General features: G+C 65.0%; 21 protein-coding genes. 12 read left to right on the top strand and 9 right to left on the bottom strand.

Going from position 1 to position 22,603, the window contains the following annotated elements:
* Positions 1 to 92: 92 nt before the first annotated feature.
* Positions 93 to 797 carry a YggS family pyridoxal phosphate-dependent enzyme gene (locus ACVI1L_RS13405; RefSeq protein ID WP_456783082.1) on the top strand — a complete coding sequence of 235 codons (705 nt, stop codon included), beginning with the start codon at positions 93 to 95 and terminating at the stop codon, positions 795 to 797.
* Between the two features lie 145 nt (positions 798 to 942).
* On the opposite strand, the gene ACVI1L_RS13400 is transcribed toward ACVI1L_RS13405, so the two are convergent.
* Positions 943 to 1,728: a 2-keto-4-pentenoate hydratase gene (locus tag ACVI1L_RS13400; RefSeq protein WP_456783081.1), complete on the bottom strand. Its 786-nt coding sequence runs from the start codon at positions 1,726 to 1,728 to the stop codon at positions 943 to 945.
* A gap of 104 nt (positions 1,729 to 1,832) precedes the next feature.
* Positions 1,833 to 2,372 carry a L,D-transpeptidase family protein gene (locus tag ACVI1L_RS13395; RefSeq protein ID WP_456783080.1) on the bottom strand — a complete coding sequence of 180 codons (540 nt, stop codon included), beginning with the start codon at positions 2,370 to 2,372 and terminating at the stop codon, positions 1,833 to 1,835.
* 241 nt (positions 2,373 to 2,613) lie between these two features.
* Between ACVI1L_RS13395 and ACVI1L_RS13390 the strand changes: the two genes are divergently transcribed.
* A complete protein-coding gene (locus tag ACVI1L_RS13390) occupies positions 2,614 to 3,300 on the top strand; it encodes a response regulator transcription factor (RefSeq protein WP_016841446.1) in 687 nt (228 codons plus the stop codon).
* A gap of 57 nt (positions 3,301 to 3,357) precedes the next feature.
* The gene (locus ACVI1L_RS13385; RefSeq protein ID WP_076833662.1) at positions 3,358 to 3,798 is read left to right on the top strand and encodes a cyclic nucleotide-binding domain-containing protein; all 441 of its coding nucleotides are present in this window, start codon (positions 3,358 to 3,360) and stop codon (positions 3,796 to 3,798) included.
* Positions 3,799 to 3,963: 165 nt separating this feature from the next.
* Here the strand turns inward: ACVI1L_RS13385 and ACVI1L_RS13380 are convergent, their stop codons facing one another.
* The 4 genes from ACVI1L_RS13380 to ACVI1L_RS13365 all read right to left on the bottom strand — a co-directional run bounded on the left by ACVI1L_RS13380 (position 3,964) and on the right by ACVI1L_RS13365 (position 9,669).
* Positions 3,964 to 4,779 carry an exodeoxyribonuclease III gene (locus tag ACVI1L_RS13380; RefSeq protein WP_028335822.1) on the bottom strand — a complete coding sequence of 272 codons (816 nt, stop codon included), beginning with the start codon at positions 4,777 to 4,779 and terminating at the stop codon, positions 3,964 to 3,966.
* Between the two features lie 248 nt (positions 4,780 to 5,027).
* Entirely contained in the window at positions 5,028 to 5,846 is an 819-nt protein-coding gene (locus tag ACVI1L_RS13375) for an outer membrane lipoprotein carrier protein LolA (RefSeq protein WP_028335823.1), read from the bottom strand.
* Positions 5,847 to 5,945: 99 nt separating this feature from the next.
* Positions 5,946 to 8,426 (bottom strand): DNA translocase FtsK, encoded by a 2,481-nt coding sequence (locus tag ACVI1L_RS13370; RefSeq protein ID WP_456783079.1) that lies wholly within the window; start codon positions 8,424 to 8,426, stop codon positions 5,946 to 5,948.
* A 16-nt stretch (positions 8,427 to 8,442) separates the two neighbouring features.
* The gene (locus tag ACVI1L_RS13365) at positions 8,443 to 9,669 is read right to left on the bottom strand and encodes an aminotransferase class I/II-fold pyridoxal phosphate-dependent enzyme (protein ID WP_456783078.1); all 1,227 of its coding nucleotides are present in this window, start codon (positions 9,667 to 9,669) and stop codon (positions 8,443 to 8,445) included.
* Positions 9,670 to 9,848: 179 nt separating this feature from the next.
* Here ACVI1L_RS13365 and ACVI1L_RS13360 point away from each other — a divergent pair, with 179 nt between their 5' ends.
* From ACVI1L_RS13360 to ACVI1L_RS13350, 3 genes are all read left to right on the top strand, one after another.
* The gene (locus tag ACVI1L_RS13360; protein ID WP_245311768.1) at positions 9,849 to 10,148 is read left to right on the top strand and encodes an NUDIX domain-containing protein; all 300 of its coding nucleotides are present in this window, start codon (positions 9,849 to 9,851) and stop codon (positions 10,146 to 10,148) included.
* Positions 10,148 to 10,321 (top strand): NUDIX hydrolase, encoded by a 174-nt coding sequence (locus tag ACVI1L_RS13355; RefSeq protein WP_245311767.1) that lies wholly within the window; start codon positions 10,148 to 10,150, stop codon positions 10,319 to 10,321. Before ACVI1L_RS13360 ends, ACVI1L_RS13355 begins: the two co-directional genes overlap by 1 nt.
* Before the next feature lie 194 nt (positions 10,322 to 10,515).
* Positions 10,516 to 11,691, top strand: coding sequence for an IS481 family transposase (locus ACVI1L_RS13350; RefSeq protein WP_057015551.1), 1,176 nt, complete (start codon positions 10,516 to 10,518; stop codon positions 11,689 to 11,691).
* 68 nt (positions 11,692 to 11,759) lie between these two features.
* On the opposite strand, the gene ACVI1L_RS13345 is transcribed toward ACVI1L_RS13350, so the two are convergent.
* The 3 genes from ACVI1L_RS13345 to ACVI1L_RS13335 all read right to left on the bottom strand — a co-directional run bounded on the left by ACVI1L_RS13345 (position 11,760) and on the right by ACVI1L_RS13335 (position 14,190).
* The gene (locus tag ACVI1L_RS13345) at positions 11,760 to 12,164 is read right to left on the bottom strand and encodes a GFA family protein (RefSeq protein ID WP_057020317.1); all 405 of its coding nucleotides are present in this window, start codon (positions 12,162 to 12,164) and stop codon (positions 11,760 to 11,762) included.
* Between the two features lie 199 nt (positions 12,165 to 12,363).
* Complete coding sequence (locus ACVI1L_RS13340; protein ID WP_057020316.1) at positions 12,364 to 13,812, bottom strand: ammonium transporter; 1,449 nt, start codon at positions 13,810 to 13,812, stop codon at positions 12,364 to 12,366.
* Between the two features lie 39 nt (positions 13,813 to 13,851).
* Positions 13,852 to 14,190, bottom strand: coding sequence for a P-II family nitrogen regulator (locus ACVI1L_RS13335; protein WP_024583097.1), 339 nt, complete (start codon positions 14,188 to 14,190; stop codon positions 13,852 to 13,854).
* Between the two features lie 658 nt (positions 14,191 to 14,848).
* Here ACVI1L_RS13335 and ACVI1L_RS13330 point away from each other — a divergent pair.
* From ACVI1L_RS13330 to ACVI1L_RS13305, 6 genes are read left to right on the top strand one after another with little or no spacing between them, the layout of a single operon-like run.
* Positions 14,849 to 15,094 (top strand): acyl carrier protein, encoded by a 246-nt coding sequence (locus ACVI1L_RS13330; RefSeq protein WP_057020315.1) that lies wholly within the window; start codon positions 14,849 to 14,851, stop codon positions 15,092 to 15,094.
* 4 nt (positions 15,095 to 15,098) lie between these two features.
* Complete coding sequence (locus tag ACVI1L_RS13325; RefSeq protein WP_456783077.1) at positions 15,099 to 16,301, top strand: acyl-CoA dehydrogenase family protein; 1,203 nt, start codon at positions 15,099 to 15,101, stop codon at positions 16,299 to 16,301.
* Between the two features lies 1 nt (position 16,302).
* A complete protein-coding gene (locus ACVI1L_RS13320) occupies positions 16,303 to 17,226 on the top strand; it encodes an amino acid--[acyl-carrier-protein] ligase (RefSeq protein WP_168856128.1) in 924 nt (307 codons plus the stop codon).
* Position 17,227: 1 nt separating this feature from the next.
* Complete coding sequence (locus ACVI1L_RS13315; protein ID WP_456783076.1) at positions 17,228 to 18,226, top strand: DUF1839 family protein; 999 nt, start codon at positions 17,228 to 17,230, stop codon at positions 18,224 to 18,226.
* Positions 18,227 to 18,252: 26 nt separating this feature from the next.
* Positions 18,253 to 20,781, top strand: a complete 2,529-nt coding sequence (locus ACVI1L_RS13310) for a glycoside hydrolase family 2 protein (RefSeq protein ID WP_456785550.1) — start codon at positions 18,253 to 18,255, stop codon at positions 20,779 to 20,781.
* Positions 20,778 to 22,583 (top strand): alpha/beta fold hydrolase, encoded by a 1,806-nt coding sequence (locus ACVI1L_RS13305; protein WP_456783075.1) that lies wholly within the window; start codon positions 20,778 to 20,780, stop codon positions 22,581 to 22,583. Before ACVI1L_RS13310 ends, ACVI1L_RS13305 begins: the two co-directional genes overlap by 4 nt.
* Positions 22,584 to 22,603: the final 20 nt, after the last annotated feature.

Below are 22,603 nucleotides of genomic sequence, written 5' to 3'. Positions count from 1 at the left end.
GCGCAAGTTAGAATGCAGGGCTTCAAAAAGCCTTTCCCGAATTTGGTAAAATTCGAGCCAACCCCCCGCACCTGTCAGAGAACGGCACAAGCATGACGCAAAGCCCGACCACGCCGTTACCGGCCGATTCACCACATGGCCTCGCCGCCGTCGAACGCGAGATCGCCCATGCCTGCAAGGAAGCGCGGCGCGACCGTGCGTCGGTGACCTTGATCGCGGTGTCGAAGACGTTCGCGGCTGACGCAATTTTGCCGATTATCGGCGCCGGACAGCGCGTATTTGGCGAAAATCGCGTGCAGGAGGCCAAGAGCAAGTGGCCGGTGCTAACCCAGGCTCATCCGGGATTGCAGCTGCATCTGATCGGGCCGTTGCAGTCGAACAAGGCCAAGGAGGCGGTCGCGCTGTTCGATGCGATCCATTCGGTCGATCGCGCCAGCATTTGCGAAGCGTTAGCCAAGGAAATCAAAAATCAAGGCAAGCACCCGGAACTGTTCGTCCAGATCAATACCGGCGAGGAGCCGCAGAAGGCCGGCGTGGCACCGCAGGACGCAGATACCTTCATCGCGGCATGCCGTGACACCTACGGCCTGCCGATCTCGGGACTGATGTGCATCCCGCCGGTCGACCAGGCGCCGGCGCCGCACTTCGCGCTCTGCGCCAAGATCGCCGCGCGCAACGGGCTGACGAATCTCTCGATGGGCATGAGCGCGGATTTCGCGGTGGCGATCCAGATGGGGGCGACCCACGTGCGGGTGGGCTCGGCGATCTTCGGGACACGGACGGCGCCGCATAACTAGTGTCGTCCTGGCGAAAGCCAGGACCCATACTCCGCGGCCATTGCAAGGGACACGCGGCCAGATCGGCGGACAACAACTAACTTCGGTGGTTATGGGTCCCCTGCTTTCGCAGGGACGACATTGGTGTGTGTGGCGCGTGCGCAGCCTACGCGAACTTCACCGACACTTTTCCGATCGCGCCGAAATCGGCCGCGAATTCGTCGCCGGAGGCGATCGGCAGCGGCGGGTGGCAGGTGCCGGTGGTGACGACCTCGCCTGCCCGCAAGGTCAACCCGAGTGCGGAGAGTTCGTTGGCGCACCAGGCGAGCGCTGCGCAGGGATCGCCGAGCACGTTCTTGCCGTGGCCGATATAGCGCTCGCCGCGCAGCGTGATGACCGGGCGGTCCTCGACCAGGTCGATCGCGCGCCAGTCGGCCGAGGTTGCGGGTCCGAGCACGAACAGATGCGCGCAGGCATTGTCGGCGATCAGCTGCGCCTCGCCGGCGGCGACAAAATCGGCGAAACGCGAATCCGGAATCTCGATCGCCGGATGCAGCGTCCCGACGGCCTCCAGCACCTCCTGCACGCTGTACGGCGTCGTGCGCGGCGCGAGATCGCGCGCCATGCGGAAGGCGTATTCCGGCTCGCCGACGCGCATCTCGTTGCCCTGCATCGACGCGGTGCCGCCATCCGGTATCACCGTCTCGGCAATGATGCGCCCGGCGAGCGGTCCGGCGACATTGATGTGCTTCTGGCCGGCCGCGCTGGTCGCCGCGATCTTCCAGCCGAACAGTTTTTTGCGCGACGTCTTTTCCAGTTCGGCCTGCACCGCATAGCCCTCGGCGCGATCGCGCGGCCGAATGGCGACATCGAGCGCTGCGAGCTTGGTGCCGGCGTGCCAGTGATCGTGCAGGACCTTCGAGGCGGCGGCGATCTTGTTGTTGTCGAGCATGCTGTTTCGCTCCCCGCGGGAATGATTTTCTGTTGTGCACGATCTCAGCACAAACGCGTCGCGTCTGTCGCGTGGGAAAACCGATGCTGAGCTATTCCACCACCCTACCCAATAACGATCCGGGTCTGCGGCGACATCCGCCGCAACAGCCGCAGCATCGAGGTCTTCGTCATCGAGACGCAGCCCGCGGTCGGCGAGAAATTCGGCCGCGCCAGATGCAGGAACACCGCGCTGCCGCGGCCGGCGACTCGCGGTGCGGCGTTGTGATCGATCTCGATAATGAAGTCGTAGAGATGGTCCTCGCGAGTCAGGCGGTCGCCGCCTTGCATCCGATCGAGCCGGATCGGCTGGTTGTAGTGACGGTCGGCGGGGTCCTCGCACCAGGCGTCCTCGCGGCGGATCGGCCGGGTCGGCAGGAAAGTCGCCGGACGCTGGTGCCGGTCGGCGCGCCACCAGAGCTGGCGCGGATGGAAGACGCCGCGCGGCGTGCCGCCGTCGCCCTCGCGCTTGTTGGCGAGGATTCCGCCGCGCCCGAGCGCCACCGGCACGGTCCAGCCGTCGGCCGACAGCCAGCCCCGGCGCGGGTCGCCGGCGGCTGCTCGGACCTCGATGATGGAGAGCGGGCGATCACGTTTGGCTGTCATATAAGTGATTGAACTAGCTGACCTTCCCCTAAGAATCGTTCCAAACTGAGCTTGCCTTGGGTGTTCAGAACATCCTATCTCCCGGCATTACAGGACATTCACGTCCTGCCCCGCCGGATTTGAGGTAGACTGCGTTGCCTTGTGAATCGGTAACAATCGCCTACCTGAACACATATCTAGCCGATGTTACGGCGATAAGCGTCCTCTGCTTCTGACCGCCCGCCCCCGAAGGATTGTACCTATGGCCAATGCCCGCAAGATCTTGATCGTGGATGACGATACCGATCTGCGCGATACGCTGGTCGAGCAGCTGTCGCTGCACGAGGAATTCGAAGCCTCCGCAGTCGACACCGGCGCCAAGGGCGCCACTGCCGCCAAAGCCAATTCCCCCGATCTGGTCTTGATGGACGTCGGCCTGCCCGACACCGATGGCCGCGAAGTGGTCCGCTCGCTCCGCAAGGGCGGCTTCAAGGCTCCGATCATCATGCTGACCGGCCACGACACCGATTCCGATACGATCCTGGGGCTCGAATCCGGCGCCAACGACTATGTGGCGAAGCCATTTCGCTTCGCGGTGCTGCTGGCCCGGATCCGGGCGCAGCTCCGCCAGCACGAGGCCAGCGAGGACGCGGTGTTCTCGGTCGGTCCGTACTCGTTCCGGCCCGGCTCGAAGATGCTGACCGGCGCCAATGCCAGGAAGGTGCGGCTGACCGAGAAGGAAACCGCGATCCTCCGCTTCCTCTACCGCGCCGGCCAGATGCCGGTGTCGCGCGAGACGCTGCTCCAGGAAGTCTGGGGCTACAATTCCGGTGTCACCACCCACACGCTGGAAACCCACATCTACCGCCTCCGCCAGAAGATCGAGAAGGACGCCGCCAACCCGGAAATCCTGGTGACGGAAGCCGGTGGCTACAAGCTGGTGCCGTGATACGCTTTGCGCTCAACGATTCGTGAAATCGAGGCGCACCGCGGTTACCGGACCTGAATGTCGATCGATGATGACGTAGCCCTGCTCGAGCGGGTCCCGACAATGCGTCTGTTGGGCGAAAGCTCCTTGCGCATGCTGGCGATCGGCTCCGAGCAACGTGATTTCAACGCAGGCGACGTGCTGTTCAAGGCCGGCGACGCCGCGGACGCCGGCTATGTCGTGCAGCGCGGCACCTTCCGCGTCGAGGAAGGCGGCGCCGAGATCATCGCCGGTCCCGGCGCGCTGATCGGCGAGCTCGCATTGATCGTCGCGATGAAGCGGCCATCGACCGCCACCGCGCTGGAGCGCGGCTCGGTGATCCGAGTCGCGCGTAGCCTGTTCCAGCGCGTGCTGGAAAGCGATCCCGCCGCGGCCCTTCGGCTGCGCGACGAGCTCGCGCTGCGCACCAGCCAGCTCGCAAGCGATATCCTGATGGCGGGCGGGAAGCTGAGTACGTGATCTTTCCGCGCGTCATTCCGCAAGTTCATTGAACCGTCACCCTGAGGTGCGAGCCTTGCGGCTGGGCGAGCCTCGAAGGGTCGACGGCCACCAGCCGGGCCGTGCACCCTTCGAGACGCGCGTTGCGCGCTCCTCAGGATGACGGGTCGAGGGTCGGCGGCGCCCTTAAACCTCCATCACCGCCGTCACCGGCACGTGGTCCGACGGGCGCTCCCAGCTGCGGGCGTCGCGGGTGATCTTGAAATCGCTGACCTGATCCTTCAGCGCGCGCGAGACCCAGATGTGATCGAGCCGTCGGCCGCGATCGCCGACGGTCCAGTCCGCCGCGCGGTAGCTCCACCAGGTGTAGACCTTTTCCGACATCGGGATCCGCTCGCGCGCGATGTCGAACCATTCGCCATGCGCCTGCGCGGCGAGCAGCTTCTCGGTCTCGACCGGCGTGTGCGAGACCACCTTGAGCAGCTGCTTGTGCGACCACACGTCGTTCTCATGCGGCGCGACGTTGAGGTCGCCGACCAGGATGTGGCGGTCGTCGCCGCGCGGATGCAGCGGCTCGCAGGCCTTCATCTCGTCGAGGAATTGCAGCTTGTGCTCGAATTTCGGATTGAGCGCGGGATCGGGAATGTCGCCGCCGGCCGGCACGTAGAAATTATGCAGCACCAGCGGCTTTGACAGCTGCGCCTTCTCGCCGAAGGACACCGAGATGTGTCGTGAATCGATCTTGTCGCAGAACGTCCTGATGTCGGTCGTCTCGAACGGCAGGCGCGAGACGATGGCGACGCCATGATAGCCCTTCTGTCCGTTCAGCGCGACGTGCTCATAGCCGAGCCGCTTGAAGCGCTTGAGCGGAAACGCATCGTCGATGCATTTGGTCTCTTGCAGGCACAGCACATCCGGCCGCGCGCTCTTGATGAACTTGGCGACGGTGTCGATGCGCAGGCGCACCGAGTTGATATTCCAGGTGGTGACGGAGAACCGCATGAGAGGTGCGTCTTAGCACGGTTCTCGGTGCGGATTTCAATTGTCCACAGGGAGGCTCCCACCTCGCCCCGCTTGCGGGGAGAGGTCGGATCGCATGGAGCGAAGCGCAATGTGATCCGGGTTGAGGGGGACTCTCCGCGTACTCGCGTCTTTCGGATTCCTGGAGGCAGCCCCTCACCCAACCCTCCAAGAGCGAGCTTCGCTCGTCTCGACCTCGCAAGAGCGGGGCGAGGGAGAAGGAAAGGCGGTCAGCCCGGCGAGGTGCCGGGATAGGTCGTGAAGTCGATCTTGAACAGCGCCGGATCGGGCTTCTGCGTCGCGTCGAGATTGTAGACCGCAACTGTCGTGTCGTAGCCCTGCGGGTCGGTAACGGTCCACTGCTTGAGCTTGCCGTCCTTGGCGCCGATCATCAGCAGGAAGCGGCTGGTGCCGACCAGCGCCTGCTTTTCCTCGATCGTGATGCTGACGAACACGTCGTCGGCGGTGACGCTGATGACGTTGGTGTCCTTCATCAGGTCGATGCGGTCCGACAGCAGATAGCGCAGCGGGGTCTGCGACAGCGGATAGACGTCCTGGGTGGCGAGCCTGCGGTCGCGCACCGCGACCGAGGAGCCGTCCGCGATCACCTCGATCGGGCTCGGATCGTCATATTCGAAGCGCAGCTTGCCGGGCTTCTGGATATAGAAATCGCCCTTGGTCTTGGTGCCGTCGGGGCCGACCTGGACGAAATTTCCGACCAGCGTTTGCAGCGACGAGAGATAGGCCGAGACCTTGGCGGCCTGCGCCTTCTGGTTGGCGTCGAAGGTCTGGAAGATGTTGGCGGGCACGTTGCGGCGCGGATCGGGAATCACCGGGTTCGGCGGTGCCTGGGTGGCGCCCGTCGTCGTCGGACCCTTGTCCGCATTGGTCTGCGCGCCGGCGTCCTTCTTTGGCGCAGCCTTGGATCCGGCGTTGGGCGCGGGCTTCGGGGGCGGCGCATTCTGCGCAGTCGCAGCGCCGGCGATCGCGGCGGTGACGAGAAGAGCCAGCGCGGTGCGCGTGCCGCGGTCAATGAGGTGTTTTGCCATCAGATATGTCAGGTCTCTGTTCGACGTCGTCCCGCTGCGCCGGATTTTATCCCGCCTCTTCCGAGGGAGATATGGTTTTTCCGTGATGATCGTCCCCGATCAGAACTGGCCTTCTTCCTCCCCGACCAGGATTTCGCGCTTTCCGGCGTGATTCGCCGGACCGACGATGCCCTCAAGTTCCATCCGCTCCATCAGCGAGGCCGCGCGGTTATAGCCGATCTGCAGCCGGCGCTGAATGTAGGAGGTCGACGCCTTGCGGTCGCGCTTGACGATCGCAACCGCCTGCGTGAACAGATCGCCGCCGCCGTCGCCGCCCATGCCGGTGGCATCGAACACGGCGCCGTCCTCGTCGGTCGGCTCTTCCGCGGTGACGGCTTCGAGATATTCCGGTGCGCCTTGCGTCTTGAGGTGACGCACGACCTTCTCGACTTCCTCGTCCGAGGCGAACGGTCCGTGCACGCGGCTGATGCGGCCGCCGCCCGCCATGTAGAGCATGTCGCCCTGGCCGAGCAGCTGCTCGGCGCCCATCTCGCCAAGGATGGTGCGGCTGTCGATCTTCGACGTCACCTGGAAGGCGATCCGGGTCGGGAAGTTCGCCTTGATCGTGCCGGTGATGACGTCGACCGACGGACGCTGCGTGGCGAGGATGACATGCAGACCGGCGGCGCGAGCCATCTGTGCGAGGCGCTGCACCGCGCCTTCGATATCCTTGCCGGCGACCATCATCAGGTCGGCCATCTCGTCGACGATGATGACGATGTAGGGCAGCGGCTCGAGGTCGAGCTTCTCTTCCTCGTAGATCGCCTTGCCGCTCTCTTTGTCGAAGCCGGTGTGGACGGTGCGCGTCAGCTCTTCGCCCTTGGCCTTGGCTTCGACGAGGCGCGCATTGTAGCCGTCGATGTTGCGCACGCCGAGCTTGGCCATCCGCTTGTAGCGCTCTTCCATCTCGCGCACGGCCCATTTCAGCGCCACCACCGCCTTCTTCGGATCGGTGACGACGGGCGTCAACAGATGCGGGATGCCGTCATAGACGGAGAGTTCGAGCATCTTCGGATCCACCATGATCAGGCGGCATTGATCCGGCCGCAGCCGGTAGACCAGGCTCAGGATCATGGTGTTGATCGCGACCGATTTACCGGAGCCGGTGGTGCCGGCGATCAGCATATGCGGCGTGCGCGCCAGATCGATGATGACGGGGTCGCCGCCGATCGTCTTGCCGAGGCACAGCGGCAGCTTCGCAACCGAATCGACGCTTTCCTTGGCGACCAGAAGCTCGCGCAGATAGACCTTCTCGCGATGCGCGTTGGGCAGCTCGATGCCGATCGCGTTACGGCCGGCGACGACCGCGACGCGGGCCGACAGCGCGCTCATCGAGCGCGCGATGTCGTCGGACAACCCGATCACGCGCGACGACTTGATGCCGGGCGCCGGTTCGAGCTCGTACAGCGTGACCACCGGGCCGGGATTGGCCTTGACGATCTCGCCGCGCACGCCGAAGTCCTGCAGCACGCCCTCGAGCGAGCGCGAATTGGCTTCGAGCTCGGCCTTGCTCAGCGGCTGTCGATCGCTGGCTTTCGGCGCGCTGAGCACGGAGACCGAGGGCAGCTCGAACTTGTCGGAATTCTTCTTCTTCGGCTTCGGCTCGGCCTTCTTGCGCGGGGCGCGGGCGGCGGGAGCTTCGTCCTCCTCGTCCTCCTCTTCCTCATCGTCGTCGAAAGCTTCAGCCTCGTCCTCATCATGGTCTTCATGCGCGGGCGCGATCGAGGGCGCCGAGCGGCCGCCGCCGATATTCGGCTCTTGGCGCTCGAACGCAGCGCTGCGGCTCTGGGCTCCGCTCGAGATCAGCGATTTGTAGGCGGTGGTCAGCAGCCAGCCGAGCCGCGCTTTGGCGCTCATCAGCGCATGGAACAGCCAGCCCAGCGAGACCGAGCTGCGGTCGTTGTCTTCTTCCTCGACGAACGGCTCGTCGTCGTCGGAGATCGGCGTCAGCTCGTCGTCCTGCTCCTTGGCACCCCAGCCGCAGGCGAACAGGAAGCTTGCCGCCATCGCGACGAACAGGATCAGGCCGAGCACGACGCGATAGATGAAGCCGGGCGGGCCGAACACGACGGCCGGCGCACGCAGCAGCGCGTCGCCGACCACGCCGCCGAGCCCGGTCGGCAGCGGCCATGCGGTGTTGTGCGGCCAGCAGCTGGCGAAGCCCGCCGCGATCACCGTGCACAGGATCCAGCAGCCGAGCCGCAGCGCCTCGCGGTCGAACGGGCGATGCGTCAGCATCCGCCAGCCCCACACCGCGACCGGCAGCAGCAGCATGATCGCGCCGAGACCGAGAATCTGCATCAGGAGGTCGGCGCCGATCGCGCCGGGATAGCCGAGCACGTTGCGGATCGTGCGCGAGGTGGCGTGGCTCAGCGACGGATCCTGCACCGACCAGGTCATCAGCGCCGCCGTGATGGCGCCGGACAGCGCGATCAGGCCGAGCCCGGTGAGTTCGCGCAGCCGTCGCGCCAGCGCCTCGCGGAGCGAGAGCGGCAGATGGCCGACCAGGGGGATGACACGTTCGATCGCTGGCATACTCAATCTTCGCGCTTCGCGATTAACCCAGGGTTTCGACCAGGCGATGCATCGCCTCGGCCGTCGATTCACTGTCGGAGACGAGCGCAAGGCGGACATAGCCCGCGCCCGGATTGGAACCGTCGGTCTGCTGGCGCGCCAGATAGCTGCCGGGAATCACGCGCACGCCGGCGTCGCGATAGAGCCTGACCGCCGCAGCCTCGTCGCCGCCGCGCCCGGAGACGTCGAGCCAGACGCAGAACCCGCCGGCGGGACGCTTGTAGCCGTAGCGGTTGCCGAGGATCTGGTCGGCGAAATCGAACTTGATGCGATAGAGCCTGCGGTTCTCCTCGACATGCGCCTCGTCGCTATAGGCGGCGACCGCGACATGCTGCAGCGGCACCGGCACCTGCGGTGCGGCGACATTGCGCAGCTCGTGGAATGCGGCCAGAAACTTCCTGTCGCCCGCGGCGAAGCCGACCCGCATGCCCGGCAGGTTCGAGCGCTTCGACAGCGACTGGAACGCCACGACATTGCTGAAGTCGGGACCGGCGCATTCGAGAACGCTGCCCGGCGCCTCGCGGGTGTAGATTTCCGAGTAGCACTCGTCGCTCAGGATGATGAAGCCATAGCGATCGGCGAGCTCTTTCAGCCGTGTGAAGTAGGCGCGCGAGGCGACCGAGCCCTGCGGATTGGCGGGCGAGGCGATGAAGAACGCGACGGTGCGCGCCAGCGTCGCCTCGTCGATCGAATCGAGGTCGGGCAGGAAACCGTTAGCGAGCGTGGTCGGCAGGTAGATCTGCTCGCAGCCGGCCGCGCGGGCGCCGGCGCCATAGGCCGGATAGAACGGGTTCGGCATCAGGATCGCCGGCCGGCCCTTGCGCGGCGCGACGTAGCGCGAGGCTGATATCGCGGCAAAGAACAGCCCCTCGCGGCTGCCGTTCAGCACCATCACCTCGCTCTCGGGATCGACCGGCCGCGGCAATTGGAACCGGCTTCCCAGCCAGGTCGCGACGGCGCGGCGGAATGGTTCGATGCCCTTGGCGATCGGGTAGCGGCCGAACTCGGCGGTATGCTTTGCCAGCACCGGTCCGACGAAATCGGGCACCGGGTGCTGCGGCTCGCCTAATGACAGCGTAATCAAGGGCTTGGCAGGCTGATACGGCGCCAGCAGCTCGGTCGTGCGCAGGAAAGGGGAACGCTCGGCCTGGCCGGCGGATGCGACATCGCCGGCGCCCTGCGCCAAGCCGGATGAGGCGGTCATTGCCATGATTGAAATGCCAGCACTTTCACTGCGGTCGGAGGGTAGGGGCGCCGACCGTAAACCGATCAAGTCACCATAGATAGGGCGAGGTTAAGACGCGATTAACCATCGGCGGTGCGGCACGATCGGCCGACGCGTGATATCCGCGCTGATCCCAAGGCACCGCATCGAAATTGCTCCGAGACATGATCCACCGCCGCGCCGTCCGGGCGCTCCTCATCACCGGCGAGCGCGAAGTCCTGCTGATGCGGATTCGCTCGCCGCACGGCGGCGACTGCTTCTGGATCGCGCCGGGCGGCGGCGTCGAGGGCGACGAGACGGCTGAAGCGACGTTGCAGCGGGAACTGGCCGAGGAGTTGGGGCTGATCATTTCGAGCCCGGGCCCGCAATATGGCGGCGGCACCACACCTTCAACTGGGGCGGCAGGCGGATTTCCCAGAAAGAGGAATACCGGATCGTTCACGCGGATCGCTTCACGCCGGTGATGGCCGACGAGGCCGAGGCGCGCGTGCTCGATTGCTTCCGCTGGTGGCCGATCGCCGACCTATCCGGTGCGAGCGAGCGCCTCACGCCGCTGTCGCTTGCCGACATCCTGGAGCGCTATTTGTGCAACGGCGCGCCAAGCGAGCTGCCGGATGAGGAAGTTTTGATCGACTGACGCGGCTCCATGGCGTGACCCACAACTTGTCATGCCCGGGCTTGACCCGGGCATCCATCGACTAAGCCAGAGTCTTGCGAAGCGGGATGGATGGCCGGGGCAAGTGTTTAGCCCGGACAGATCACTGACGGGTGTTCGGAGACATAGCTGACACATCAACATTGGCTGGATTGGTCCGATTCGGGAGGCCGTCCATGCCGTGGAGTGAGGTGTCAGTAATGGATCAGCGCCACGAGTTCGTGCGGCTGGCATTGCAGGAAGGCGCCAACCGGCGCGAGCTGTGTCAACGGTTCAACATCAGCCCTGACGTTGGCTACAAATGGCTGCGGCGCTGGCAGGCTGGTGATCGGGAACTGGCTGACCGCTCCCGGCGTCCGCATGCGATGCCCAAGCGCAGTGAGGCTGCCATCGAGGAGCAGGTGCTTGCGGTGCGCGACAAGCATCCGGTCTGGGGCGCGCGCAAGATCGCCCACTGCCTGAAGCGGGACGGCAAGACGGTGCCTGTGCCCTCGACGGTGCACCGGATCCTGTGCCGGAACGGCCGCGTCAAGCCGAGCGAGAACGCGCCGCCAAATCCAGGGCACCGCTTCGAGAAGGAAGCTCCCAATCTACTGTGGCAGATGGACTTCAAGGGCCACCTGCCGCTCGCCGACGGAACGCGGTGTCATCCGCTAACGATCGTCGACGATCACTCGCGCTATGTCCTGTGCCTGAAGGCCTGCGCCGACGAGCAGCGTTTCACCGTGCAGGATCACTTGACGACGACGTTCCGCTGCTATGGTTTGCCGGAGGCCTTCTACACCGACAACGGCTCACCATGGGGCGATACGTCCGGCATTCGCTGGACCGGATTGAAGGTCTGGCTGCTCAAGCTTGGCGTCAGGGTGGTGCATGCCAGGCCTTGCCACCCGCAGGCCCGCGGCAAGAACGAACGCTTCCATCGCACCCTGAAGGCCGAGGTCTTTGCGATGCGCCGCTTCCGCACCCTACCGGAAGTCCAGCGTGCCTTGGATGCCTGGCGGCCGATCTACAATCTGCAGCGCCCTCACCAAGGCCTTGATATGCACGTTCCCGCCGATCGCTTCCGACCCAGTGCCCGCGCTATGCCGGCCCGCGTCCCGAAAATCGAGTACGACAGCGGCGAGACCGTGCGCAGGGTCTCATCGACGAGGCCCTACATCTCCTTCAAGGGACGCTTCTGGAAGGTTCCACAGGCCTTCGCGCGCGAACGGCTTGCCATCAGGCCGCTGGATCGCGACGGCCATTACGGCGTCTTCTTCGCCAGCTGGCAGGTCGCATCAATCGACTTGACCAACCGCCAACCTGTCAGTGATGTGTCCGAACAGGTGTCAGCCATGTCCCCGGACTAAACAGCAAGCCCGGCCATGACGATTCCAATTTTCCGGTCCATCCGGGCTACGCGCGCGATGGGTGACCTCTACCGCGCCGGCAGCTTCTCGAACGACGGCTTGCCATCGGGCACATGGTGGAAGGTCTGCTTGTCGCAGGTGTAGATCGTCATCTGCGGGGTGAACACCGAGGGGTCGTCGAAGGTGCCGACCTTCAGGATGGTGGCGGGCAGGCCCGGCACCTTGGTCACGAGATGCGTGCCGCATTCCGGGCAGAACTCGCGGGTCACGGCGCGGTCGAGATCCTTGCGGGTGAACTGCTTGGGCTCGCTGGCGGTGTATTTGAAGCCGGTGGTCGGCATCGCCATGAACATGTTCGGTCCGCCGCCCGTGATGTACTGGCATTCGCGGCACAGGCACTGCGCCGCGATCATCGGCTCGCCCTCGGCCTCATAGCGCACGTTGCCGCAATAGCACCTGCCTTGCACCTTCATGACGTCCTCCCGTTTTCGTTGTTTGTAGCCTGTCATTCCACAATGGCAGGCAATTCCGACAATATTTTCTCAAGCCGCGGAAAAAAGAAAGGGGCCCCAGCTTGCGCTGGAGCCCCTCAACGGCCCGGACATTGCCGGGTATGTGTCCGGACCGTAGTTCTGGACCCGGCCCCGGAGGGAGCCAGAGTCCCGGGAGAACTCACATGTTGTAGGCGCGCTCCGTATGCTCGGTGATGTCGAGGCCTTCACGCTCGGTCTCGACGTTGGCGCGCAGGCCGACGATCACGTCGACGATCTTGTAGAGGATCGCCGAACCGATGCCCGACCACACCAGCGTGGTGCAGACGCCCCAGACCTGCGAGATCATCTGCGCTGCGAAGTCGTAATCGGCGACCTTCGGCGGGATCGCGGTGTAGTCGATGATGCCTGCACCGCCGAGCGCCGGGTTGACCAGGATGCCGGTGCCGAGCGCGCCGACGATGCCGCCGACGCAGTGGACGCCGAACACGTCGAGCGAGTCGTCATAGCCGAGCGCGTTCTTCACGACCGTGCAGAAGAACAGGCAGACCACGCCGACCACGAGGCCGAGCACGATGGCGCCCATTGGGCCGGCATAGCCGGCCGCCGGGGTCACCGCGACGAGGCCCGCGACCGCGCCCGAGAGCGCGCCGAGCAGCGAGGGATGGCCCTTGATGATCCATTCCGCGAACATCCAGGCCAGCGCCGCCGCGGCAGTGGCCACGAACGAGTTGGTCATGGCGAGCGCAGCGCCGCCATTGGCTTCGAGGTTGGAGCCGGCGTTGAAACCGAACCAGCCGACCCAGAGCAGCGAGGCGCCGATCATGGTCATGGTCAGCGAGTGCGGAGCCATCAGCTCCTTGCCGTAGCCGGTCCGCTTGCCGATCAGCAGCGCGCCGACCAGGCCGGCGATACCCGCGTTGATGTGCACGACGGTGCCGCCCGCGAAGTCGATCGCGCCCTTCTTGAAGATCCAGCCGGCATCGGCGTTGATCTCGTCGAGCTTGGCCTGCGCCGCGGTCTTGGCCGCGCCGTCAGCCGCGGCGGCGAGCGCCTTGGCGGCATCCTGGATCGCGTCCGGGCCCGGCCAGTACCAGACCATGTGCGCGATCGGGAAATAGATCAGCGTCACCCAGAGCGGGATGAACAGCGCGATCGCCGCGAACTTCATGCGTTCGGCGAAGGCGCCGACGATGAGGGCCGGCGTGATCGCCGCGAACGTCATCTGGAAGCACATATAGATGAGTTCCGAGATGTTGGCGTCGACCGAGAAGGTCGCCGCCTTCGAGTCCGGCGTGACGCCCATCAGGAAGGCCTTGGAGAAGCCGCCGATGAAGTCGGAGCCGCCGGTGAAAGCGAGGCTGTAGCCGTAGAGGGCCCAGAGCACGGTGACGAGGCAGACCGTGTAGAACACCTGCGCCAGCACCGAGAGCATGTTCTTGGAGCGGACCAGGCCGCCATAGAACAGCGCGAGGCCCGGGATGGTCATCAGCAGCACCAGCACCGTCGAGGTCAGCATCCAGGCGTTGTCGCCCTTGTTGACGGTCGGCTCGGCGTAGGCGGCGGTCGCGGCGAACAGGCCGACTGCAAGGGCCGCCAGTCCCGCGCCATAGGGACGCTTGAACGTCATGTTATTTCACTCCTGAGGTCTTAAGGTTTGAGCGCGAAATCAGAGGGCCGCTGCATCGGCCTCGCCGGTGCGGATGCGCACGGCGTGTTCGAGGCTGATGACGAAGATCTTGCCGTCGCCGATCTGGCCGGTCTTGGCGGCGGAGGTGATGGCGTCGATGGTCTTGTCGACCTGATCGGAGTTGACCGCGACCTCGATCTTGATCTTCGGCAGGAAGCTCACGGCATATTCGGCGCCGCGATAGATTTCCGTGTGACCCTTCTGACGGCCGTACCCCTTGACTTCCGTCACCGTGAGACCGTGAACGCCAATGGCGGTCAGGGCGTCACGGACCTCTTCCAGCTTGAATGGCTTAATGATCGCCATAACAATTTTCATGAGTCCTATCCCCGCTTGGGCCCGGTGCGAATGAACACCGGGAGTTTCGACTGAGGTTCACCACGCGGAGGACATCCACTACGCGGGCACAGCCTGGAGCCTTAGAATCAAATGCCGTGCCAAACGGCCGGAGCTCGCTAATGGATTATGAATCCGGACCTTTTCCCGCTTTACGGGTGGGAGGTGCCCCTGCGCTATTCCGCCGCGCCTAAAATATGGTCAGACCTGTCTAGAACGCAGGCACGGCTAACTCCGGACACAATTCTGCTCAGCCGCGGGGCAGCAGGCGGTATCCGGCGAGGGCTTCCGGGCCCGCCCCGCGGTCCGCGAACACCCTCTCGATCATTTCGCCATTGGCGTCTGTCGGACGATTGCGCGATGGGAATTTGATGTTGGGCTTCATCGGCTTGTTTGGGTTCCCACCCGAAACGGGACCGGCGCGAAGACAGTTGCGGGCATCCTCGCCGCGTCGTTCTGCGCGAAGCGGACAAGGGCTCGCATCAGGTACGCCCGCCCGGACAGCAATGCTGGACTTTTGCCGGCGCTCGTTACCGATCGTTAGCTGTCTGTAACATTGTCGTTCCGGCGTTAACGCCGCGGTTGCCGTCGTTGCGCTATTGCCGCCGCATAAGAACTTCAATGACAGGTGGGGCAACCAATGATTGATCGTATCCGCGCGCTGCTCGAGCAGCAGCCGATGATTTCGCTGGATTTCAACACAATCACCGACGACACGAATCTCTATGACGCAGGGCTGACATCCTTCGCCACGGTGCAGGTGATGCTGGCGCTCGAGGAAGAGTTCAACATCGAATTTCCCGAAGCGATGCTCACGCGACGGACCTTCTCGTCGCTCGCCAACGTCGCGGACGCCGTTTCACGGCTGACACAGCGGGCGGCGTAAGACCATGAGCGTGGTGAGAAAGATAGAGCCCGTGCCGGCCTCTGCCGCCACGCCGGCCGAGCGCATGCGTCGGGTCGCCAAGGTCGCGGCGCAGCAGGTCGATGCGGTAGACCGTGAGGGCCGCTTCCCGGCCGATACCATCGAAGCATTGAAGCGCGAGCGCCTGCTCGGCGTCGCGATTCCCGTCGAGCATGGCGGGGAGGAATTGGGCACGATGGAGATCGCGGAGCTGATCGTTCAGCTCGCCCAGGCGTGCGGCTCGAGCGCCATGATCTACGCCATGCACCAGATCAAGACGTCGAGCTTCGTCAGCCATGGCGGCGCCAGCGACTGGCATCTGGCCTATATGCGCCGCATTGCGGCGGAGCAGTTGCTGATGGCCTCGGCGACCACGGAAGCCGGCATCGGTGGCAATCTGCGCAATTCGATCTGTGCGGTCGAAGTGGCAGACGGCCGCTTCTCGCTGACAAAGGAAGCAACCGTTATTTCCTACGGCCGCCACGCCGACGCGATTCTTGCCACGGCGCGGCGCGCTCCCGACGCGGCAAGCTCCGATCAGGTGATGGTCGTCATTCCCGCGGACCTGAACCGCACGCTGGAGCGCACCTCCGTATGGGATACGCTCGGAATGCGCGGCACCTGTTCGGACGGTTTTCATCTCGTCGCGCACGGTGACGCGGCGCAGATTTTCCCCAAGCCGTTCTCGGAGATCGCGGCACAGTCGATGCTGGCGAGCTCGCATATCTTCTGGGCAGCGACCTGGTTCGGTATCGCCACCGATGCCTTCAATCGCGCGCAAGCATTCGTCAGGGCTGCGGCGCGCAAGCAGGCGGATGGAAGTCTGCCGCCGGGTGCGCTTCGGCTCGCCGAGGCAGCCGCCCTGCTTCAGGAGATGAAGGGTCATCTCACGGCCGCCATTGACCGCTTCGATGCGGCCAAGGGCAATGACGACGCGCTCTCCTCGATTGGCTTTACCGCCGAGATCAACGCGCTGAAGGTCGCTGCGAGCGAGAAGGCTGGGGCGATCGTGCGGCTCGCCATGCTGATCAACGGCATCGTCGGCTACAAGAACGGCACGCCGTTCAGCGTCGGCAGGCATCTGCGCGATGTGAGCTCAGCGCCGCTGATGATTTCGAACGACCGTATTCTTTCCAACACCGCGACGCTCCTGCTGATGAGCCGCTTTGACACCAGCCTGAGAGGTTGAGATGGACGCCAAGACGTTCGATGCCAAGAGCCTGCTCGACACCCTGTTCGACAAGAGCATCCTGTTCAAGACCGGAGTAGACGGGCTTTATGGCCGCTCCGGCGTTTTCGAAGACGTGATCGAGCGCTTTGAGCGGCTCGTGACCAGCATCGGAGCGCCAGACAAGGCAACCCGCATCCACTTCCCGCCGGGCATGAGCCGCGCCACGCTTGAAGGCAGTGGCTATATGAAAAGCTTCCCCCAGCTTGCAGGCTGCGTGCATTCCTTCATGGGCGGCGAGCGCGAGCATGCGCAGCTTCTCGGCATGATGGCTGCGGGAGAGGACTGGACCGAACTGCAGCAAGCGACCAACGTCGTGCTGACGCCAGCCGCCTGCTATCCGCTCTATCCGACCGTTGCCGCGCGCGGTCCGGTGCCCGATGACGGTGTGCTGTTCGAGCTTTCCTCTTACTGCTTCCGTCATGAGCCTTCCCAGGATCCCGCGCGCATGCAGCTGTTCCGTATGCGCGAATTCGTCCGCATCGGTACGGCCGAGCAGGTGTGCGCCTTCCGGGAAAGCTGGCTGGAGCGCGGCAAGGCGATGATCGAATCCCTCGACCTGCCCTGCGAGGTTGATCTCGCCAACGATCCGTTCTTCGGTCGCGGCGGCAAGATGATGGCCAACAACCAGCGCGACGAGGGACTCAAGTTCGAGCTGCTGATCCCGGTGACCAGCATCGAGAAACCGACGGCCTGCTTGTCCTTCAACTATCATCGCGACCATTTTGGCCAGACCTGGGGCCTCAAATTCGCGGATGGCAGCCTGTGCCACTCGGCCTGCGTCGGCTTCGGGCTGGAGCGCGTGGCGCTCGCGCTGTTCCGCCATCACGGCCCTGACGTCGAGGCATGGCCGGCTTCCGTGCGTGACACGCTTTGGGGCAACTGAAATGCAGAGTGCCATCGCCGGGCTCGATCCGGCCGACTACAAGCCGCACCGGCTACACGATCCGGAGCGGCGATGGCCGCAGACCAACTGCTATGTCGATCTTCTGATCGAAGTCATGCATGCGAACGGGAATGACCCGGTCGCTGCGCTCGGCTTCACCGTGGCGCAGGATTTCGAAGGCGACCAGTTCACGTTCTTCAAATTCCCGACGGCCGACCTGCAGCGATTGGCCGGCCTGGATATCCAGGAACTGTCCGTGTTCGATCGTCTGGAGGCGCACGTTCTCAATCAGATCGAGCGCGGGCGGCTGCCGCTGGTCGAGGTCGATGCCTTCTACCTGCCCGACACGAAGGGCATCACCTATCGCAGCGGCCATTCCAAGACGACGATCGGCGTCAACGTGCTCGATCCCGGGCGCCGCCACATGGCCTACTTCCACAACGACGGCTACTTCGCCCTGGACGGCGAGGACTATGACGGCATTTTCGGGCAGCGCAACGGCGCGCAGGCCGGCGGCCTGCCGCTGTTTCCCTATGCCGAGTTCGTCAAGTTCGATACCACGCGCCCCTCGCGCGATCCGGTCAGTGCGGCCACGGAAATCCTCGCGCAGCATCTGCGGCGCAGGCCGAAGCGCAATCCGCTCGATGCCTATGCGGCCGTGTTCGGCGGCCATGCCGAGGCACTGGCCGCCCGGTCACCGGAGTATTTTCACATCTACGCCTTCAACACGTTGCGGCAGGTGGGCGCCAATTTCGAACTCCTCTCCAGTCATCTGGAATGGCTGGGACGGCACGGCGAGACCGGTCTGGCCGAGGCGATCGAAGCCGCCGCGGCAATCGCCGAGGGCGCCAAGGTCATGCAATTCAAGCTCGCCCGCGCCATGGCCCGGCATCGGTTCGATGGGCTCGCGGACGCCATCGGGCCGATGGCCAAGGCCTGGCAAACGGTGATGGACGCTCTGAACAGTCGCATGGCGGATCTCGCCAGCAAGGCAGCGTAGGACCGGCCTGCCGGTCATGGGAATGCATGGGTATGGACGCTTTGGTGTCGACGACCGACACGGCCGAGCCTCTGGACAGCGGCTGGTGCATGGTCGTCTCGCCGGCCGGCGCGTGGGCGTCTCCGGCGGCGATCGACGGCAGCGCCGAATGGCTGGAGGCGGCGTGCCCCGGCACGGCCGCTGCTGCGCTGGAACGGCTTGGCCGCTGGGACCGCAACCATCCCACTCCGCTGCACGACCAGGACGTCTGGTATCGTCGCCGGCTCGATGTCGCCGGCCCGGCCCGTCTCGTATTTGACGGCTTGGCGACGGTTGCAGAGGTCTGGCTCGACGATCGCCTCGTGCTGTCCTCGACCTCGATGTTCGAGCGCCATGATGTGGCCCTGACGCTTGCCGGCGGCGAGCAACTGGCCATCGCATTCCGCAGCCTCGACCGCCATCTGGAAACCCTGACCGGTCCGCGCGCGCGCTGGCGGCCGCGCATGATCGACGATCAGCGGCTGAGGCTCGTACGGACCACGCTGATCGGCCATATGCCGGGTTGGTGCCCTGGCTTCGACATCGTCGGACCATGGCGACCGATCAAGCTGATCCGCGATACCAACCGGCAAGGCGTGCGCGATGTGCAAATGCAGGCCGACCTCGACGGCACAACAGGGCATCTTTCCATCGCGATCACGCTGGTCGAGCCGTTTGATGACGCGCCGGCCACGGTCGCCTGTGCGGGCGCTGTCGCCGCATTGACCTCGGAGACAGCGACGCGGCTGACGGCGAAACTGGATATTGCGAACGTTGCGCCATGGTGGCCGAGCAGCCATGGCGATCCGGCGCTGCACGAGGTTGTCGTCACGCTAGGCTCGATGCGAGTAGCGCTCGGCCGCGTCGGTTTCCGGCATATCGAGATCGATCGCGGCACCGACGGACGCGGCTTTCGGCTGGTCGTCAACGGCGTATCCGTCTTTTGTCGTGGCGCGGTGTGGACGCCGTCCGACCTGGTGCGGCTGCCGTCCTCACGCGAAGAGATCGCGCGCGACCTCGATCTTGCACGACGGGCGGGCGTCAACATGCTCAGGGTCGGCGGCACGTTCGTCTATGAGAGCGACGCATTTCACGAGCTCTGCGACGAGATGGGCATCCTGGTCTGGCAGGATCTGATGCTCGCCAATTTCGACTATCCGGCGAAGGACGAAGCCTGGCAGGCGTCGCTCTCGCGCGAGGTCGGGAATTTGCTCGGGCGGCTCAGGCATTCGCCGTCACTCGCCGTTCTGTGCGGCGGCAGCGAGGTGGCACAGCAGGCGGCGATGATGGGCATGCCGATGTCGATGGATCCGACGCCCTGGTTCGACAAGGTGGTGCGCCCCATCGCTGAAGCGAAGCGTCCCGACCTGGTGCTTGTGACGTCATCGCCATCCGGCGGCAACCTGCCTTTCACGGCTGATGGCGGGCCGATGCATTATTACGGGGTCGGCGCCTATTGCCGGCCGCTGGATGACGCGCGCCGGGCCGAAGTGCGCTTCGCGAGCGAATGTCTTGCCTTTGCCAATGTGCCTGACCAGGCAACGCTGGATGCGCATCTGCCGGTGCCGCCGGTGCACGATCCGCGCTGGAAGGCGGGTGTGCCGCGCGACGTCGGCGCGTCGTGGGACTTCGAGGATGTGCGCGAGCACTATCTGGAAACGCTTTTTTCCGTCGACGCGCGCCGGCTGCGCATCGAAAATACCAGACGCTACCTCGAGCTCTCCCGTGCGGTGACGACCGAGATAGTGGAGCGCACCATCGACGAATGGCGCAGACCCTGTTCGCCGACGGCTGGAGCGCTGCTGTTCTTCTGGAAGGACTTGCGGCCGGGCGCGGGTTGGGGCGTGGTCGATTCGACCGGCCGGCCTAAGCCCGTCTGGCATGGGCTGAGGCGGGCATTTGCCCCGCTACGGCTGATCCTGAGCGACGAGGGCGTCAACGGGCTGACCGTCCATGCCGTCAACGATACCGCGCAGACCGTTCGGGCGACATTATCGCTGACCTGTCTGCGGGACGGCGTCACGCCGGTGGTGTCGGCGCGCCAACCGATCAGCGTGCCGGCGCACGGCGGCCTGTCGCTTTCGGCCTTCTCGGTACTCGGCGCCTTTTTCGATATTTCCTACGCCTATCGCTTCGGGCCGCCCGGCCATGAAGTCACCGTTGCAAGGCTGGAAGGCGACGACGGGAAGGTCTTTGCCGAGGCCTTCCATGTGCTGCCAGGTGTCATGACCGCGCAGCGCGACGTCGGCCTGACTGTGAGTTTGGTGCGTCGGAAGGACGCGTGGCGGCTGCGGCTGGCCTGCAAACGCGCGGCCTACCACGTCTCCATCCAGGATGATCGGTTCGTTCCAACGGAGAACAATTTCCACCTGATGCCGGGCATCGAGCGGGAGGTCGGCCTTGACGGTCCGTCCCTGGCGACGCCTGGCGGCGCGGTGACAGCGCTCAATGCCGATCGCGACGCGAGCTACGAGGTGCCGAGAGCGGAAGAATTGGAAGTCGTGCGGACAAGGGAGTCCGCCGGGAGCATGACATGAAACCAGTTGTCTTTGCCGATACCATCGGCTGGCTGAACGTAGCGAAGGGGCGGCGGGGCGTTGTCATCGCCGGCGCGCATGGTCATGAGGATCTGTGCAGTCGCCGATTCCTGAAGCTGTTGTCCGACAGGGCGGCCGCGGCGGGCCTGCCTGTCCTGCTGTTTGACTATCCCGGCTGCGGCGACGCCGCCGGCGACCATTCGGCGCCGGGCCGGGTGATGGCCTGGACCGCCAGCATCGGCGCGGCGATCGACCGGTTGAAGCGGGATTGCGGCGTGGAGGATGTCATCCTCGCCGGCTTCCGTCTCGGCGCGCTGCTGGCCCCGCTCGCTGCGGCGGGGCGGGACGACGTGGCAGGCCTTGCGCTGCTTGCGCCACCGAGTTCCGGCAAAACCTATGTGCGCGAAATCACCGCAATGTCGCGCGTAATCGATGGGTCGCTCGCCAACAGCGCCGCAAGCGACGCGACGTTCGCCGAGGGCCGCGAGGTCGTCGGCTTCCGGCTTTCGCATGAGACGCTCGCCGATCTGTCGAGGCTGGATTGGCGGCGGGCCGTCGCGGCCCTTCCGCCCCTGCCGATGCTTTTGATCGCGAACGGAAAGCCGTTGGCAGGCTCTGAAATCCGCGACGGTCGAACTTCTTTCGAAGGCGCGACAATCGCGGAGTTCAAGGACTATCACCTGCTCATGTGCGACCCGACCGCGAACCGGATCCCGGCCGACGTTGTCGATTGCTGGGCGGATTGGTTGTCCGACCGGGCCGTCGCCGGCGTAGCTCAGGGCGTCGAGTCCCTGACCGGCCGCGAGTTATTGGAGGGATCGCGCTACACGGAAGAGCCGGTTGTGATCAGGCAGGCGCCATTGATCTGTGGCGTGCTGACCCGGCCACGTGACGGCCATGCTGCGGCCGATCCGGTCATCTTCCTCAACTCTGGCGGCGTGCCGCATGTCGGTTGGGCGCGCGGCACGGTCGAGGCGGCGCGCGAGCTTGCCGCCGCCGGCGTGGCGTCGCTACGCATTGACCTGCCGGGCCTCGGCTTGAGCGACGATGCCGGGAGCAATCGTCTGTTCCTCTATGATTCCCGCACCCGCTTCGACGTCAGCGCGGCGATTGACTGGATGCAGCGGGCGGGCTTTGCCAAAGTCGAGCTTGTGGGCACATGCTCGGGCGCCTTCCAGGCCTTTCACACTGCGCGCGCGGACCGCCGCGTCCGCGCCCTCACCATGATCAACCCGCTCTGCTTTGCCTGGAACAGTTCCTACGCGCTGGAGCTTACGGCCTGGAAAGCATACGAAACCTCCAAGGCGAATCGCGGGAGCCAGCAGCAGATCGGTCCGGCGGACAGGCCTGCGATGACGACCAGGTCCGCCTGGAAGCTGTCAGTGTCAGATAGCGCCAGGCGGCTGGTGCGGCGCGGATTGGAAGCCGTCAAGTCGACGCTGTCGGCGATGCATCCGTCCGCCTTGCTTGGTCGTAACCGCGTCGAGCGCTGGATGCGCGAGCTTTGTAGCCGCGGCGTGCGCGTCCTCATGGTCACCTCGGACGGCGATCTCAGCCTGCAGGAGATCGCACGGCATTTCGGTCAGGACGGCAAACGGCTCACAAGTATACCTGGAGTGACGCGGTTGACGCTGCCGAACGCCGACCATTCGCTGACGCCTCGTCATGCGCGGCGCGCTGTCGTCGCGCGCCTGATCGACCACCGCGGCGGCGGCAGGCGCGGAGGATCGAGCCGTCCCGATGCCGTGCGGGTCACGGTGCAGCATGCCGAGGTGAAGCCTAAATCGATGGCGCTGTCATAAAACGGTTTGGCCGCTCCGCG

The sequence above is a fragment of the Bradyrhizobium sp. USDA 4516 genome (assembly GCF_054055915.1).
The sequence above is the reverse complement of the archived record's forward strand: the minus strand, read 5'-3'. Positions and strand labels throughout refer to the sequence as shown.